Genomic DNA, 15,071 nt, shown 5'->3' on the forward strand with positions numbered 1-15,071 from the left:
CTGCCGCCCGTCGCTACTTATTCGGGGCGGGCGGCCCGGCCAGGGCGGCCCGGGGGGGCGTTGACCGGGACGGGCCTCCGCTTCGGGCCGCCGTACCGGCGCGGATCCGCCTCCCGCTCCTCGCAACCGCCCCGCCCAGGGCGCCGCCCCGCCCGCGGCCCTGCCGGGGGCGGGGGAGGGCCGTGGATTCGGGCCAGGGCGAATCGATACCGCCGCCACGCCGGGCCGGACAGGCTGCCGCCATGTCCACCCTCACCCCGGACGCCGGTCCGGCCCCCGACCCGGCCGACCCGATCGACCCGGCGCCCGCCGGATACCGGTCCGTCTTCCGGGTCCGGGAGTTCCGGCCCGTCTTCGCCGCACACCTGATGTCCGTGCTCGGCATCGTCGTCGCCGAGATCTCCCTCACCGTCCTCGTCTACCGCGCCACCGGCTCCCCGCTGATGAGCGCGCTCACCTTCGCCCTCGGCTTTCTCCCCTACGCCCTCGGCGGCACCCTCCTCGCCGGGATCGCCGACCGTCTCCCCGCCCGCCGGGTGCTCGTCGGGTGTGACCTGGTCTGCGCGGCCTGCGCCGCCGCCATGGCCCTGCCCGGCACCCCCGTCGCCCTGCTCCTCGCGCTCCGCTGCGCCATGGCCTTCGTCGCGCCGCTGTTCCAGGGCACGCGCAGCGCCTCCCTCGCCGACATCCTCGGCTCCGGTGACCCCTTCGTCCTCGGCCGCTCGCTCCTGCGCATGGTGGCCCAGAGCGCCCAGCTCATCGGCTTCGGCCTCGGCGGCCTGCTCCTCACCGTGCTGGCGCCGCGCGGCGCCATCGCCCTCACGGCCGCCGGGTTCCTCGGCTCCGCGCTCCTGCTGGGGCTCGGCACCCGCGCCCGTCCCGCCCGCGCCCCCGCCGCCCGCACCGCGCCGCTCGCCGGTCTGCGCGCCGTCCTCGGGAACCGCCGGCTGCGCGCGCTCACCCTGCTGTTCTGGCTGCCGCCCGCCTTCGTCGTGGTCCCCGAGGCGCTCCTCGCCCCGTACGCCCACGACATCGGCGCCGGCACCGTCGTGCTCGGGCTGCTGATGTGCGCGCTGCCCGTCGGCACCATCGCCGGGGAGCTCTGGGCCGGGGCCGCGCTCAGCGCCCGAACGCGTTCGCGGATCGTGGCCCCGCTCGCCGCCGTGGCGCCGCTGCCGCTCCTCGTGTACGCCGTCCGCCCGGGCCCGTACGCCGTGTTCGCCGCCCTGCTGCTCGCCGGGCTGGCCCAGGCCCACACCCTCGGCCTCGACCAGTGGTACGTGGACGCCGTCCCCGACGAGCTGCGCGGCCGCGCGATGACCCTGCTCGGCGCCGGCCTGATGACGGTCCAGGGCGTCGGCATGGCGCTCGCCGGTCTCGCCGCCGAGTTCCTCCCGGCGCACGCCGTCGTCGCCGGCTCCGGGGGCCTCGGCGCGGCCGTCGTCCTGCTCCTGCTCGCCGAACTCCGGGCGGCGGCCCCGCAGGAGAAAGGGCCGAATCATGAGACGGGGCCCGTCGTCAAATGGCCGCCCGGTAGGGTCTGAGGCGTGCCCAAGCCGCTCAGCCTTCCCTTCGACCCCATCGCCCGCGCCGACGAGCTCTGGCAGCAACGCTGGGGTCCGGTGCCCTCGATGGCCGCGATCACCTCGATCATGCGGGCGCAGCAGATCCTGCTCGGCGAGGTGGACGCGGTGGTCAAGCCGTACGGGCTGACCTTCGCCCGGTACGAGGCGCTGGTGCTGCTCACCTTCTCCAAGGCCGGCGAGCTGCCGATGTCGAAGATCGGCGAGCGCCTGATGGTCCACCCGACGTCGGTGACGAACACCGTCGACCGGCTGGTCAGGTCCGGGCTCGTCGACAAGCGGCCCAACCCGAACGACGGCCGCGGCACCCTCGCCTCCATCACGGACAAGGGCCGCGAGGTCGTCGAGGCCGCGACCAGGGACCTGATGGAGGTCGACTTCGGCCTCGGGGCGTACGACGCCGAGGAGTGCGGGGAGATCTTCGCGCTGCTCCGCCCCCTGCGGGTCGCGGCCGCGGACTTCGACGAGCGGTAGCGTGCGCGTCGAGCTCAGGCGCCGTGGTCCCGGCCCAAGCGGGGCTGATCCCACCCTCCAGGTGCAGAGCACCGGGAGCATCACGTGCTCCCCGCGTCCGCGGGGACATTCTCGCCGGTTACGCTCGTCCTCATGAACCGAAGCGTGCTGACCCGGTACCGCGTCATGGCCTACGTGACCGCGGCCATGCTCCTGATCCTCTGTGCCTGCATGGTGGCGAAGTACGGCTTCGATACCGGCGCCGATCTGACCTTCGTGGTGTCCCAGGCCCACGGCGTGCTCTTCATGATCTACCTGGCCTTCGCGTTCGATCTGAGCTCCAAGGCCAAGTGGTCCTTCGGCAAGATGCTCTGGATCATGATCAGCGGCACCATCCCGCTGGCCGCCTTCTTCGTCGAGCGCACGGTCCGCGCCGAGGTCGAGCCGCTGATCGCCGACCGGATGGCCCCCGCCGGCGCGTAGCCGGAACCCGTACCGCCGCCGCCGAGGCGCAATCGCAACCACCCCCGGGCGACTCTCCGGGGGTTTGCCATCGACATTTACTAGGACGTCCTAGTAAATTGGAGGCATGGACGCTGACGCCATCGAGGAGGGCCGCCGCCGCTGGCAGGCCCGTTATGACAAGGCCCGCAAGCGCGACGCCGATTTCACCACGCTCTCCGGCGATGAGGTCGACCCGGTCTACGGGCCACGGCCCGGCGACGCGTACGAGGGCTTCGAGCGCATCGGGTGGCCGGGTGAGTATCCGTACACCCGCGGCCTGCACGCCACCGGCTACCGGGGGCGGACCTGGACCATCCGGCAGTTCGCCGGGTTCGGGAACGCCGAGCAGACCAATGAGCGCTACAAGATGATCCTGGCCGCGGGCGGCGGCGGACTCTCCGTCGCCTTCGACATGCCCACCCTCATGGGGCGGGACTCCGACGACCCCCGCGCCCTGGGCGAGGTCGGGCACTGCGGGGTCGCCATCGACTCCGCCGCCGACATGGAGGTCCTGTTCAAGGACATCCCGCTCGGCGACGTCACGACCTCCATGACGATCTCCGGACCCGCCGTCCCCGCCTTCTGCATGTACCTGGTCGCCGCCGAGCGGCAGGGCGTCGACCCCGCCCTCCTCAACGGCACGCTCCAGACCGACATCTTCAAGGAGTACATCGCCCAGAAGGAGTGGCTCTTCGAACCCGAGCCGCACCTGCGCCTCATCGGCGACCTGATGGAGTACTGCGCGAAGGGCATCCCCGCCTACAAGCCGCTCTCCGTCTCCGGCTACCACATCCGCGAGGCCGGGGCCACGGCCTCGCAGGAGCTGGCGTACACCCTCGCCGACGGCTTCGGGTACGTGGAGCTGGGCCTCTCCCGCGGCATGGACGTGGACCACTTCGCACCCGGGCTCTCCTTCTTCTTCGACGCCCACCTCGACTTCTTCGAGGAGATCGCCAAGTTCCGCGCAGCCCGCCGCATCTGGGCCCGCTGGATGAAGGAGGTCTACGGCGCCAAGAGCGACAAGTCCATGTGGCTGCGCTTCCACACCCAGACCGCCGGTGTCTCGCTCACCGCGCAGCAGCCCTACAACAACGTCGTGCGCACCGCCGTGGAAGCCCTCTCGGCCATCCTCGGCGGTACCAACTCCCTGCACACCAACGCCCTCGACGAGACCCTCGCGCTGCCGAGCGAGCAGGCCGCCGAGATCGCCCTGCGCACCCAGCAGGTGCTGATGGAGGAGACCGGCGTCGCCAACGTGGCGGACCCGCTGGGCGGTTCCTGGTACGTCGAGCAGCTCACCGACCGCATCGAGGCCGACGCGGAGAAGATCTTCGACCAGATCAAGGAGCGCGGGCTGCGCGCCCACCCGGACGGGCAGCACCCGATCGGCCCGATCACCTCGGGCATCCTGCGCGGCATCGAGGACGGCTGGTTCACCGGCGAGATCGCCGAATCCGCCTTCCAGTTCCAGCGGTCGCTGGAGAAGGGCGACAAGCGGGTCGTCGGTGTCAACGTGCACCACGGCTCGGTCACCGGCGACCTGGAGATCCTCCGGGTCAGCCATGAGGTGGAGACCGTCCAGGTGCGCGAACTGGCGGCGCGCAAGGGCCGGCGCGACGACGCGAAGGTGATGTCGGCGCTGGACACCATGCTGGCCGCCGCCCGGGACGGGTCGAACATGATCCCGGCCATGCTGGACGCCGTACGGGCCGAGGCCACCCTCGGCGAGATCTGCAACGTGCTGCGCGAGGAGTGGGGCACCTACGCCGAGCCCCCCGGCTTCTGACCCCCGGCCTCCGCCCCCGCGCCGCCCCTCCGGGCCGCGCATCACGGCCGGCCGCGGCGCCCGCACGGGGGCGCGGCGGCCGGCCGCCGCGCGCGGCCCGCCCGATGGTCCGCCGACCGGCCGACCCGCGGGGCAGCCCTTAGGGTGACAGGGCACGCGCGACGCCAGAGGAGCAGAGCAGAGGATGATCACCCAGATTCGGATCGACGGTTTCAAGTCGTTCCGCGACTTCTCCCTCGACGTGCCTGCGACGCTCGTCATGCTCGGGCCGAACGGCGCCGGGAAGTCGAACCTCTTCGACGCGCTGCGCCTGGTCGCCGGCACCGCCGATCGCGGCTTCGAGGCGACGGTCCGCGAGGATCCCCGGCTGTCCCCCGGCGGGCTGTTCCACCGCGGCGGTGCCGGGACCGCCCACACCCTGGCCGTCACCGTCGGCACACTGGTCGCCTCCCAGGACGGCCCGCTCCCGGTCCGGATCCGTCTGCGCGTGGGCCGTACCCCCGGCGGGCAGGCGGCCGTGCTCGCGAAGAGCGCCCTCTGGATCAGCAGGCTGGAAGACGACGGCTGGATGGCGAACACGGGACTGGACGAGGAGGCGCGGTCCGCCGTCCGGGAAGCGAGATCGGCGTTCCTCGACCGGGTGGGCGGCCCTGACTACCTGACCTTCAAGGGCATGTTGGGTACCCCCTGGGACCCCCGTGACCCGTACCTCCTCGGCGAGGGCGCCGCGGAGGAAGGAGAGCGGTACGCCGAGGACTTCGCGGCCGCGCCGGGGGAGGAGCTGCGGGCGCTGATGGCACGGGAGTGCGCGTCCTGGCACCCCTTGGTCCTGGAGCCCACGGCGTTGCGCACCCCCACGGCGGCTCTCGCCACCGGCAGGATCAGCCCGGACGGTGCCAACCTGGCAGCGGTCCTGCACCGTGTCAGGGAGGAGTCCCCGCCCCACTGGAGGCGGTTCGTCGCCGACCTGGCCGCGCTCGTCGACGGAGTGCGGGACGTCCGCCCGCTGCACGACCAGCGCCGGGACGAGTACGACTTCGAGGTCGAGTTCAGCCATACCGGCTGGATCAGCCCGCCCGCCCTCTCCGACGGGACCCTTCGGATGATCGCGCTGCTCGCCGCGGCCGCAGACCCGCTCTGGCCCGGCGGAATGTGCGTGGAGGAGATCGAGAACGGGATGCACCCCGGGCACGTCGCCGATCTCGTCCGCAGGCTCAGGCGGGGTACGGGCGTGACACCGGGAACCCCCACCCCCTACCGGCAGCTGATCGCCACCACGCACTCCCCGGCGCTCCTGGCGGCCCTGCGCGACGACGTCTCCGGCAGCCTCGTCTTCATGGAGCAGGCCGACCACGTGGATCCGCACGAGAAGACCGTCACCCGCACGACGGTCGCCCGTCCGCTCCGGGCCTACGATCCGGAGCGGAACCCGGGGGAGACGGTCTCGCCGGAGCAGGTGGAGCGGCTGCTGAGGAACCTCGGCCGGAGGACCCCGTGACCCGTTACCGGCCGCTGCAGCCCGGGCTGCTCGTCGAGGGCAGTGACGGGCCCTACCTGTCGAGCCTGGTCAAGCGCCAGCTCGACCGGCTCATCCAGGAGCACAGCGGGCAGACAGTCGAGGTCCTGCGGTGCGAGGTGTCAGCCGTACGGACGAACGGCAAGCCGCAGGACGTGCTCCTCGCGGCCGGGGAACTGGCCCGGGACTGCGATGTGGTGTTCGTCCACGGCGACGAGGACGCCCACGCCGAACGGCTCAAACTGGTGGCGGAGATGGAGCGCAGACGAGAGGTGTCCACGGCACGGGAGGGTGTCGCCGTCCCCCTCGTCCCCGTCCTGATGACCGAGGCGTGGATGCTGGCCGACCGCGACGCGCTGCGGCGCCTCGTCGGGAGCGCGGCCCTCAAGGGCTACCCGTACGCCGCATCAGCGCAGTTGGAGGGCCGGGTGGCGATGTCGGGCGGCAAGGACAAGCTCACCCCCAAGCAGGTCTGGAAGGCGCTCCTCGGCGCCGAGGGCCGCGAGGTGCTGAGCGACGGTGCGGAACTGCTCGTCCTGCATACGGACCTCGACGTCCTGGAGCAGTTGCCCTCGTACCGGAAGTGGTGCGCGGACACCGTGCAGGCCCTGCGGACCCTGCACTTCCTCTAGTGCCGTGACAGTGCCGTGACCGCAGGACGGACCGCGCGGGCGTCCGCGGGTCAGGACGGGGGCGCGCCCAGGAGGCCGTGCATCAGCAGGGCGGTGAAGGTGGCCACCCAGCACTCGTCCACCGGCTCGGAGCTCACCAGGGCCCGGTGGACCACCGTGCCCGCGATCACGTCGAAGATCAGGTCCGTGGTGTGGCCGGTGAGGACCTCGTCCTCCTCGTAGGGGAGTTCGCCCCGGGCCTGGGCCCGCTCGCGCCCCAGTACGACGAGACGTTTCTGCCGGTCCACGATCGCCGACCGGATCCGGTCGCGCAGCGCCTCGTCACGGGTGGACTCGGCGACCACCGCCATCAGCGCCGTACGGGCCTCCGGGCGTCGCAGCAGGTCCGCGAACTGCAGGACCACGTACCCGATGTCGGCTTCCAGGGACCCCCGGTCGGGCAGTTCGAGCGCGTCGAACAGCTCCGCGACCGCGTCCACGACCAGTTCGTTCTTGCCCGCCCAGCGCCGGTACAGGGTGGTCTTGGCGACCCCGGCCCGCGCCGAGACGTCGCTCATCGTCAGCTTCGACCACCCCAGGTCGACCAGTGCGTCCCGGGTCGCCGCGAGGATCGCGGTGTCGGCGGCGGCGCTGCGGGGGCGGCCGGTGCGGCCGTGCGTCGCGCCGGTGGCGGTGTCGTGGCCGGAGCTGGGGTTGCGCATGGCCGAGACCATACCCGCCAGTAGCCAAGGGGTCCGGTGCCCTCGCGGTGTGGTTCAGATCACGCGGACCCTGGCGCCGGGAGGAGTTACGCTACGGGTCGTAGCGTAAGAGCGACAACCACGCGAAGAGCTACTGGCGCCAGGTGGGGACCCGGCGCCGCCCGCACGACATCGCGAGGATCGGCGAATTCACGCGATCTTTTTCGTCGGCGCGCGCACTCGGGGGAGGATGTACGCATGCAGCCCAGAAACATGTCCATGAGCGGCGTCGTCGACCTCGCCGCGGTGAAGGCGGCCGGCGAGGCCAAAGCCAAGGCCGAGCAGGCCCGCGCCGAATCGGCCCGTCAGGCCGGCCAGGACGGTGGCACCGGCCCCGCCGCAGGCGCCCTGCCGCCGTCCGCGCTCGTCTTCGACGTAGACGAGGCCGGATTCGAACGCGACGTCATCCAGCTCTCCGCCGAGGTTCCGGTCGTCCTCGACTTCTGGGCCGAGTGGTGCGAACCGTGCAAGCAGCTCAGCCCGCTCCTGGAGCGGCTGATCGCCGAGGCCAACGGCCGGCTCGTGCTCGCCAAGGTCGACGTCGACGCCAACCAGACGCTGATGCAGCAGTTCGGCATCCAGGGCATTCCGGCCGTCTTCGCCGTCGTCGCCGGCCAGGCACTGCCGCTGTTCCAGGGCGCGGCCCCCGAGCAGCAGATCCGCGAGACCCTCGCCCAGCTGGTGCAGGTCGCCGAGGAGCGCTTCGGGATCATCGGCGTCGAGGTCGACCCGAACGCCGAGGGCGCGGCCCCGGAGCCCGCCGAGGCCGGGATCCCGGCCGGCCCGTACGACGCCCTGCTGGAGGCGGCCGTCGTCGCGCTCGACGCGGGTGACCTGGGCGGCGCGGTGCAGGCGTACAAGAACGTGCTCTCCGACGACCCCGGCAACACCGAGGCCAAGCTGGGCCTCGCCCAGGCCGAACTCCTCGTACGGGTCCAGGACATGAACCCGCAGGCGGTGCGCGCCGCGGCCGCCGGGAACCCGCGCGACCCGGCGGCGCAGATCGCCGCGGCCGACCTCGACCTGGTCGGCGGGCACGTCGAGGACGCCTTCGGGCGGCTGGTGGACACCGTACGGGTGACGTTCGGTGAGGACCGGGACGCCGTACGCCTGCGGCTGCTGGAGCTGTTCGAGGTCATCGGCGCGGACGACCCCAGGGTGTCCGCGGCCCGTACGGCGCTGGCGCGGGTGCTCTTCTAGCCGGGCCCCCGGGACCTGCTCTCCGGCGGGCCGAGACCTGCTCCCGGGTGGGTCGGAAAGCGCTTCCAGGTGCCGGTGGTCCACCGGTGATTTGTTGTCATGGAGATAAACAGCGGCCGCGTTTTACCAAAACTTGGTAATCGCGGCTGCTGTTACTCGCAGTAAGTCGAACCCCGCGAACTGTCCGGGGTGTTCGCTCTTCCCCCGTTTTGTCGTGGCCTTTGGTGACACCCTGTGTTGCTGCCCGGCGGCGGCGGGCAGACCCCCGGTTATCTGGCCGTTACCCGCCAGTAACGAACCCCCTTGTGCCCCGGCCGGGAATGGACCACGATCGGCGACGCTCGGTCCTTCCCGCAGAGCCGCTCATCCGGAGCCGCGGTGGAGGGTCCCCACCGAGCCGGTCGGTGGCAGTGGCACCGTCCGTGGGACAGGGGGGTCCCTGCCGTACGGCAGGGCCTGTCCTCCAGGTTGCGCGAACGCGTGGCCCAGTGGTTGTCGCTCGGGGGTGATCGCCGGTGTTCCGGACGCGGCTCTGCCGCGGCCCGGCCGCCTGCGCTCCTTCCCGAGGACGTAGCACTTCTCCCATCCCAGGACGGGCACGGCCCGGACCGGAGATGTACGTCCGAGAAGGAGGAACGACATGAGTTCTCAGGTTCGTGGCGGTACCAGATGGAAGCGCTTCGCGCTCGTCATGGTCCCGAGCATCGCGGCCACGGCCGCGGTCGGTGTGGGTCTGGCGCAGGGTGCCCTCGCGGCGTCCTTCAGCGTCTCGGGCCAGGACTTCAAGGTTTCGGCCGACTCACTTGTCGGCGAGAACCTGATCCAGTACGGCAGCATCTCGAAGGGCGCCGTGATCGGCCAGCCCGGCAAGGAGACCGGTCATCCGGTCACCATTTCCGGCTTCAGCCGGGCCGAGATCACCAACATGTGCCAGTCCCTGGTGACGCCCACCCCGCTCGGCAACATCACGTTGCAGCTGCGGACGGGCCACAAGGGCGAGGCGGCCGTCGCCAAGAACATCTACCTCGACGTCGCCGAGCTGGACGCGGACGCCACGTTCACGGACCTCGACATCGGCGTCGCGGTCGGCGACGGGACCCACACCACCAAGCCGAAGCCCGGCACGGTGGCCGACGGTGCGCTGTTCTCGCAGCGGGCCAAGACCGCGACGCTGACCGACGTGAAGCAGAAGGCCTGGGCGACGACGGCGGGTACCTTCACGCTGCCGGACCTCAAGCTGCGTCTGCTCAGCGGCGACAAGCCGTGCTACCAGGACTCCGACGTCAACTAGTCGGGCCTTCGGTTTGTGACCGGGAGGGCGGGCGGCTCTCGTCGCCGGCCCTCCCGGGTGCCACACAGTTTTCCGTACCACCGTTTCCAGGGAGCTGTTGTCCATGAACGCCGAGGCCCCGGTTCGCTCCGAAGGCGACCATTGGCTCACCGTGGTCCGCCACCGCTTCCGCGACTGGAGGGGAAACCGCCCCTTCTGGGCCGGACTCCTCATCGTCTTCGGGGGCTTCCCGATCGCGTACTTCCCTTACGCGGACCTCCGGTTGGGCAACGTCACCCTCGCCATGGCGACCACCGCCGGCGCGGGTTCGCTGATCATCGGCGTCCTGCTGATGACGCTGGGGTTCACGCTCTGGTTCCAGCAGAACATGCGGGTCTTCGCCGGGGTCGCCTCGATCCTGCTGGGCCTGGTGTCCCTGCCGGTCTCCAACCTCGGCGGCTTCTTCATCGGCTTCCTCTTCTCCCTGCTGGGCGGTGCCCTCGCGCTCTCCTGGGCGCCCGGCAAGCCGGCCGAGGCGGACGGGTCAGACGAGGCAGACGGGTCGGACGAGCCGAAGGAAGGCGCGGTCGTGGACAAGGGTGATGCGCTCGCGGACGGACCGTACCTGGCCGTTCCCGGTCCCCGGGGCACGGAAACGACGTACGCGACAGAGACGACTGCCCACGCCGATGGCGGGAGGAACAGTGCGGGGTGACGAGACGCGCCGGGGTGTGACCCCGAACGCGGAGTCCCGTGAAGTAAGGGGCCCGCGACACGCGGCGCCCAGGAAGTCGCTGCTGACCAAGTTCCAGATACCCGTAGGCAAGACGATGGCGCTGGCGGCCATGCCGACCGCCGTGTTCGTCGGGATGGGCATGGCGCCGAAGCTGGCGCTGGCCGACGAGAAGGACATTCCCTTCGCGCCCGGACCGTGCGTGACACAGTCCGACGAACCCGCGGAGTCGGCTTCCCCGAGCCCGTCGAAGTCGCCTTCACCGAGTGCGAGCACCTCGCCCACCGCGACCCCGTCGCCCGGTGCGAGCGTGGCGCCCAAGCCCGGTACCACGCCCTCGGCGCCGAAGCCGGAGTCCAAGCCGGCCGAGGAACCGAAGGCCGGAAAGCAGAGCTCCCCGGCGGCCACCCCGTCCACGGGCGCGAGTGCCTCACCGTCCGCCTCCAAGACCCCGAACCCGCTCGACCCGCTGGGCGTCGGCGACAAGGTCAAGGAGTTCTTCGACGAGCTAGGCAAGCCCCTCAAGGACGCGCAGAAGCCGGTCACCCCGGCGCCCTCCACGTCCACGGCGCCCACCCCCGACCCGTCGGCGGACGCGATCCGCGAGGCGGCGAAGGCGGCCGGCGCGAAGGTCGAGGAACTGCCCCAGGCCGTCAAGGACACCACGACGAAGCCGAAGGACGAGACGGGCAAGGCGACCGCCAAGGACAAGGCGGACCAGGAAAAGGCCGCCAAGGACAAGGCAGACCAGGAGAAGAAGGAGAAGGAGGACGAGGACAAGACCTCGCCGTCCCCCTCTCCCTCGGCCTCGGCGAGCAAGGACGCGAACGGGAAGGAACCCTTCCCCTGCCCGACCCTCGACGCCAAGGCCCTGGCCGACGCCAAGCTGGAGCCGGGCATCCCGCTCCTGCCGGACCAGCCCTGGTACCTCGACAGCTCCTTGCTGACCCTCTACGGCCTGGACTACCACGGCATCGTCGAGGTGAAGACGGGGAGCGGCAAGATCAAGAAGGTCCTCAAGTTCACCGCGGACTCGCTGGACATCAAGGACCTGTACCAGACGGTGGGCAAGGAGGGGAACGTCGCGCACCTGAAGTCCCGTCCCGGCTCCACGTCCAAGATCCGCGGTGGCACGGTGACGATGTACACCGAGAGCCTCAAGGGGAACCTGTTCGGACTGATCCCGATCGAGTTCACCCCGAACAGCCCGCCGCCCCTGAACGTCCCCTTCGCGTTCTTCACGAACGTCAAGGTCGTCCAGGCCGGCCAGTTCGGCGGCACCCTCACGGTCCCGGGCCTCAAGAACTACATCGGCCCGCCGGAGTAACCAGGCCCACCAGGCCAACCAGCCGGCCCCGAATCGAGTGACCCGTCCCTTCAAGCAGGGGGCGGGTCATTCACTTGTGCGGCCAACACTATTGATCTTTACGGGAGTGAAGTCGGCCAACGGGGCGGCGGAGGCCGACGCGGCCACCGCGAACACGGTCGCGACCAAGGATCTGGGAGTCGGCCACGGCCGGGCACTCCTACGCAGCGGTGTACGGAGTGGTTCCTGCGCTGCGCCGGGTTGTCGCTGAGGTCGATCCCGACCTCGGGTTCCGGCTGCTGCTGCGGGTGCTCAAGTCCTATTCCGTGGTGATCGACCCCGAGCGGGTCGAGGCGTACCGTGCGCTGGCGACGCCGCTGGGGTTGGAGAAGGCAGTCGTAGACGATGCCGATTTCAATGTCCGGCGTGACTGATCCCGCCTGAGCGGCGGCCGGAAAACCCGGGGGCGGCGCCCCGGATCCTCCGTGGATCCGGGGCGCCGCCCTCGGGCTCTGTGCGGCGGAGTCGGGCGGGTGCGGGCCGGGTCAGGCGGTCGCGGCGCCGCCCAGGTGGTGGACGCGGACCATGTTGGTCGTGCCCGGGACGCCGGGGGGCGAGCCGGCCGTGATGATCATGGTGTCGCCCTGGTTGTGGCGGTTGAGCTTGAGCAGCTCCGCGTCCACGAGGTCGACCATCGCGTCGGTGTTGTCCACGTGCGGGACGACGTACGACTCGACGCCCCAGCTCAGCGTGAGCTGGTTGCGGGTGCCCTGGTCGGTGGTGAAGGCCAGGATCGGCTGGGACGCGCGGTAGCGCGAGAGCCGGCGGGCGGTGTCACCGGACTGCGTGAAGGCGACCAGCGACTTCGCGTCCAGGAAGTCCGCGATCTCGCACGCGGCGCGGGCGACGGCGCCGCCCTGCGTACGGGGCTTCTTGCCCGGGACCAGCGGCTGCAGGCCCTTGGAGAGGAGCTCCTCCTCGGCCGCCGTGACGATCTTCGACATCGTCTTGACGGTCTCGATCGGGTACGCGCCCACGGAGGACTCGGCGGACAGCATGACCGCGTCCGCGCCGTCGAGGATCGCGTTGGCGACGTCGGACGCCTCCGCGCGCGTCGGGCGGGAGTTGGTGATCATCGACTCCATCATCTGGGTCGCGACGATCACCGGCTTGGCGTTGCGGCGGCACATCTCGATGAGCCGCTTCTGGACCATCGGGACCTTTTCGAGCGGGTACTCGACGGCCAGGTCGCCACGGGCCACCATCACCGCGTCGAAGGCGTCGACGACGGCCTCCATGTTCGCGACGGCCTGCGGCTTCTCGACCTTGGCGATGACGGGGACCCGGCGGCCGACCTCGTCCATCACCTTGTGGACGTCCTTGACGTCGTCGGCGTCGCGGACGAACGACAGCGCGACCATGTCGCAGCCCATCCGCAGGGCGAAGCGGAGGTCGTCGACGTCCTTCTCCGACAGCGCGGGGACGTTGACGGCGGCACCCGGCAGGTTGATGCCCTTGTGGTCCGAGATGACACCGCCCTCGATGACGATGGTCTTGACGCGCGAGCCGTCGACCCCGGTCACCCGGAGCTCGACGTTGCCGTCGTTGATCAGGACCTGGTCGCCCTTGGAGACGTCACCCGGCAGGCCCTTGTAGGTGGTACCGCAGATGGACTTGTCACCCGGGACGTCCTCGGTGGTGATGGTGAACTCGTCACCGCGCACCAGCTCGACGGGGCCCTCGGCGAAGGTCTCCAGACGGATCTTCGGGCCCTGGAGGTCGGCGAGGACGCCCACGGCGCGGCCGGTGTCCTCGGACACCTTCCGGACGCGGTCGTACCGCTCCTGGTGTTCTGCCTGGGAACCGTGGCTGAAGTTGAATCGGGCCACGTTCATACCTGCCTCGATGAGCAGCTTCAGCTGGTCATACGAGTCGACGGCGGGGCCCAGGGTGCAGACGATTTTGGAACGGCGCATGGAGCGGATCCTATCGGTTTGTTTCGCAGCGGAATATTCCGTCTGGCGGAAAGTCCAAGTGACTACTGAGTAACCAGCGCGTACGCCTGGGTGGCGATCTCCAGTTCCTCATCCGTCGGGACCACGGCCACGGCCACCCGCGCGTACTCCGCCGAGACCAGCCGGGGCTCCGGGGAGCGCGCGGCGTTGGCTTCGAGGTCCAGCGCGAGGCCCAGCTCGGCCAGGCCGTCCACCGCAGCTTCGCGGACCTGGTGGGCGTTCTCGCCGACCCCGGCCGTGAACGCCACCGCGTCCACCCGGCCGAGCACCGCCGAATAGGCCCCGATGTACTTCTTCAGGCGGTGGACGTACGCCGCGAAGGCCAGGGCCGCCGCCTCGTCGCCCTCGCCCGCCCGCCGCAGCACCTCGCGCATGTCGTTGTCCCCGCACATGCCCAGCAGACCGCTCTTCTTGTTCAGGAGCGAATCGATCTCATCCACCGAGAGGCCGCCCACCCGCGCCAGGTGGAAGACCACCGCCGGGTCCAGGTCTCCGGAACGCGTCCCCATGACCAGGCCCTCCAGCGGGGTCAGGCCCATCGAGGTCTCCACGCAGACCCCGCCCCGGACCGCCGACGCGGAGGCGCCGTTGCCCAGGTGCAGCACGATCACGTTGACCTCCTCCGGCGCCTTGCCGAGCAGCCCGGCCGTCGCCCGCGAGACGTACGCGTGGGAGGTGCCGTGGAAGCCGTACCGCCGGATGGAGTACTTGTCGGCGGTCGCGGCGTCGATCGCGTACCGGGCCGCGTACTCCGGGATCGTCGCGTGGAAGGCGGTGTCGAAGACGGCCACCTGGGGGAGGTCCGCGCGCAGCTCCCGCGCCACCTCGATGCCCGTCACGTTCGCCGGGTTGTGCAGCGGGGCCAGCGGGATCAGGCTGCGGATCTCCGCCAGCACCGCGTCGTCGATCACGGTCGGCCGGGTGAACTTCGTACCGCCGTGCACCACCCGGTGGCCGACGGCGGCCAGTTCCGGGGAGTCCAGCCCCAGCCCGTCGGCCGCCAGCTCCGCCGCCACGGCCCGCAGCGCGGCACCGTGGTCGGCGATCGGCCCGAGCTGCTCGCGCTGGCCGCCGGCGGCGCCGGGGCCGGTCAGCGGCTCGTGGACGAGACGGGAGGTCTCCTCCCCGATCCGCTCCACCAGGCCGACGGCGAGGCGGGACCGGTCCGCCATGTCGAGGAGCTGGTACTTGACCGACGAGGAGCCGGAGTTGAGGACGAGTACGCGCGATGCGGTCACGGTGGGGTCTTTCCTTGTCGCGGGCGGAGGCGGACGGAGGCGGACGGAGGGGAATGCGGCGGCGCCGCGGGCGGCGCGCGGCGGACGGAGGGGAG

At 71.1% G+C, this 15,071-nt stretch carries 14 protein-coding genes; 11 read left to right on the forward strand and 3 right to left on the reverse strand.

All coding sequences use genetic code 11. The features are described from left to right. The first annotated feature begins 242 nt into the window (after nt 1-242). The 6 genes from ABT106_RS13815 (at nt 243) to ABT106_RS13840 (ending at nt 6,474) form a co-directional block, all read left to right on the forward strand. Nucleotides 243-1,544 (forward strand): MFS transporter, encoded by a 1,302-nt coding sequence (locus ABT106_RS13815; RefSeq protein WP_351276296.1) that lies wholly within the window; start codon nt 243-245, stop codon nt 1,542-1,544. Nucleotides 1,545-1,547: 3 nt separating this feature from the next. Next, nucleotides 1,548-2,057, forward strand: a complete 510-nt coding sequence (locus ABT106_RS13820) for a MarR family winged helix-turn-helix transcriptional regulator (RefSeq protein WP_351276298.1) — start codon at nt 1,548-1,550, stop codon at nt 2,055-2,057. Between the two features lie 132 nt (nt 2,058-2,189). Then, nucleotides 2,190-2,519 (forward strand): DUF3817 domain-containing protein, encoded by a 330-nt coding sequence (locus tag ABT106_RS13825; RefSeq protein WP_351276300.1) that lies wholly within the window; start codon nt 2,190-2,192, stop codon nt 2,517-2,519. A gap of 106 nt (nt 2,520-2,625) precedes the next feature. Continuing rightward, nucleotides 2,626-4,326 (forward strand): coenzyme B12-dependent isobutyryl-CoA mutase large subunit, encoded by a 1,701-nt coding sequence (gene icmA / locus ABT106_RS13830; protein ID WP_351276302.1) that lies wholly within the window; start codon nt 2,626-2,628, stop codon nt 4,324-4,326. A 184-nt stretch (nt 4,327-4,510) separates the two neighbouring features. Then, a complete protein-coding gene (locus ABT106_RS13835) occupies nt 4,511-5,824 on the forward strand; it encodes an AAA family ATPase (protein WP_351276304.1) in 1,314 nt (437 codons plus the stop codon). Then, nucleotides 5,821-6,474 carry a hypothetical protein gene (locus ABT106_RS13840; RefSeq protein ID WP_351276306.1) on the forward strand — a complete coding sequence of 218 codons (654 nt, stop codon included), beginning with the start codon at nt 5,821-5,823 and terminating at the stop codon, nt 6,472-6,474. Before ABT106_RS13835 ends, ABT106_RS13840 begins: the two co-directional genes overlap by 4 nt. A 50-nt stretch (nt 6,475-6,524) precedes the next feature. Here the strand turns inward: ABT106_RS13840 and ABT106_RS13845 are convergent, their stop codons facing one another. Continuing rightward, nucleotides 6,525-7,175, reverse strand: coding sequence for a TetR/AcrR family transcriptional regulator (locus ABT106_RS13845; RefSeq protein ID WP_351276308.1), 651 nt, complete (start codon nt 7,173-7,175; stop codon nt 6,525-6,527). Nucleotides 7,176-7,412: 237 nt separating this feature from the next. Here ABT106_RS13845 and ABT106_RS13850 point away from each other — a divergent pair, with 237 nt between their 5' ends. The 5 genes from ABT106_RS13850 (at nt 7,413) to ABT106_RS13870 (ending at nt 12,157) form a co-directional block, all read left to right on the forward strand. Then, a complete protein-coding gene (locus ABT106_RS13850; protein WP_351276310.1) occupies nt 7,413-8,414 on the forward strand; it encodes a tetratricopeptide repeat protein in 1,002 nt (333 codons plus the stop codon). Between the two features lie 640 nt (nt 8,415-9,054). Beyond that, complete coding sequence (locus ABT106_RS13855; protein ID WP_351276312.1) at nt 9,055-9,705, forward strand: DUF6230 family protein; 651 nt, start codon at nt 9,055-9,057, stop codon at nt 9,703-9,705. A gap of 103 nt (nt 9,706-9,808) precedes the next feature. After that, nucleotides 9,809-10,399, forward strand: a complete 591-nt coding sequence (locus ABT106_RS13860; protein ID WP_351276314.1) for a DUF6114 domain-containing protein — start codon at nt 9,809-9,811, stop codon at nt 10,397-10,399. Further along, complete coding sequence (locus ABT106_RS13865; protein ID WP_351276316.1) at nt 10,389-11,744, forward strand: hypothetical protein; 1,356 nt, start codon at nt 10,389-10,391, stop codon at nt 11,742-11,744. Before ABT106_RS13860 ends, ABT106_RS13865 begins: the two co-directional genes overlap by 11 nt. Before the next feature lie 218 nt (nt 11,745-11,962). Then, the gene (locus tag ABT106_RS13870; protein ID WP_351276318.1) at nt 11,963-12,157 is read left to right on the forward strand and encodes a hypothetical protein; all 195 of its coding nucleotides are present in this window, start codon (nt 11,963-11,965) and stop codon (nt 12,155-12,157) included. Nucleotides 12,158-12,268: 111 nt separating this feature from the next. Here the strand turns inward: ABT106_RS13870 and pyk are convergent, their stop codons facing one another. Beyond that, the gene (gene pyk / locus ABT106_RS13875; RefSeq protein ID WP_351276320.1) at nt 12,269-13,699 is read right to left on the reverse strand and encodes a pyruvate kinase; all 1,431 of its coding nucleotides are present in this window, start codon (nt 13,697-13,699) and stop codon (nt 12,269-12,271) included. Nucleotides 13,700-13,761: 62 nt separating this feature from the next. Beyond that, nucleotides 13,762-14,976: an acetate kinase gene (locus ABT106_RS13880; protein WP_351276322.1), complete on the reverse strand. Its 1,215-nt coding sequence runs from the start codon at nt 14,974-14,976 to the stop codon at nt 13,762-13,764. Nucleotides 14,977-15,071: the final 95 nt, after the last annotated feature.

Origin of the sequence: Streptomyces sp. NPDC002044, from assembly GCF_040296725.1 — a bacterium.
GTDB classification, from domain to species: domain Bacteria; phylum Actinomycetota; class Actinomycetes; order Streptomycetales; family Streptomycetaceae; genus Streptomyces; species Streptomyces antarcticus.

Coding starts and splice junctions, on each gene's coding strand:
- ABT106_RS13845 (WP_351276308.1), bottom strand. CDS start 7,175: ATGCGCAACCCCAGCTCCGGCCACGACACCGCCACCGGCGCGACGCAC.
- pyk (WP_351276320.1), bottom strand. CDS start 13,699: ATGCGCCGTTCCAAAATCGTCTGCACCCTGGGCCCCGCCGTCGACTCG.
- ABT106_RS13850 (WP_351276310.1), top strand. CDS start 7,413: ATGCAGCCCAGAAACATGTCCATGAGCGGCGTCGTCGACCTCGCCGCG.
- ABT106_RS13835 (WP_351276304.1), top strand. CDS start 4,511: ATGATCACCCAGATTCGGATCGACGGTTTCAAGTCGTTCCGCGACTTC.
- ABT106_RS13825 (WP_351276300.1), top strand. CDS start 2,190: ATGAACCGAAGCGTGCTGACCCGGTACCGCGTCATGGCCTACGTGACC.
- icmA (WP_351276302.1), top strand. CDS start 2,626: ATGGACGCTGACGCCATCGAGGAGGGCCGCCGCCGCTGGCAGGCCCGT.
- ABT106_RS13860 (WP_351276314.1), top strand. CDS start 9,809: ATGAACGCCGAGGCCCCGGTTCGCTCCGAAGGCGACCATTGGCTCACC.
- ABT106_RS13815 (WP_351276296.1), top strand. CDS start 243: ATGTCCACCCTCACCCCGGACGCCGGTCCGGCCCCCGACCCGGCCGAC.
- ABT106_RS13855 (WP_351276312.1), top strand. CDS start 9,055: ATGAGTTCTCAGGTTCGTGGCGGTACCAGATGGAAGCGCTTCGCGCTC.